Origin of the sequence: Pseudomonas vlassakiae (genome assembly GCF_014269035.2) — a bacterium.
Classification (GTDB): domain Bacteria; phylum Pseudomonadota; class Gammaproteobacteria; order Pseudomonadales; family Pseudomonadaceae; genus Aquipseudomonas; species Aquipseudomonas vlassakiae.
In genome coordinates, this window is the sequence record NZ_JABWRP020000062.1 from 1 (window position 1) to 477 (window position 477).

General features: G+C 58.1%; 1 protein-coding gene. It reads right to left on the reverse strand.

The features are described 5' to 3' along the window. Positions 1-477, reverse strand: a 477-nt coding sequence (locus HU738_RS25785; protein WP_217871555.1) for an immunoglobulin-like domain-containing protein, incomplete at both ends; no start/stop codon positions are given.

Consider the following 477-nt stretch of genomic DNA (forward strand, 5'->3'; position numbering starts at 1 on the left):
GCTGACTATGACCGGGCTTCCAGTGACAGGGGCACCCACTGTCGCCGTATAGATAATGGTCCCGCCTTCCGCCACGGACGGCGTTGCCGTCAGCGATACCGTTGTGGTGTCTTGCACATCGGTGACGGTGGTAAAGACCGGTACCTGATTGGCAACCAAATTTTCGTAGTTGCCTCCGCTGACTGCAATGATTTGATTACTGACGGCAGCGTGACCTTGGTAAACGTCGTTGGTGACGGCTTCCGTAGCGGTACCGGAACTCTGACCAACCGGAATGGTGATGGTCTGCCCGTTGGCCAGGCTGACTATGACCGGGCTGCCAGTGACCGGAGCACCTACTGTGGCGGTGTAAATGATAGTGCCACCCTCGGCCACGGAAGGCGTGGTGGTCAGGGTGACGGTGGTGGTGTCTTGCACATCGGTGACAGTGGTACTGACCGATGCCTGATCAGCGACCAGATTTTCGTAGTTGCCGCC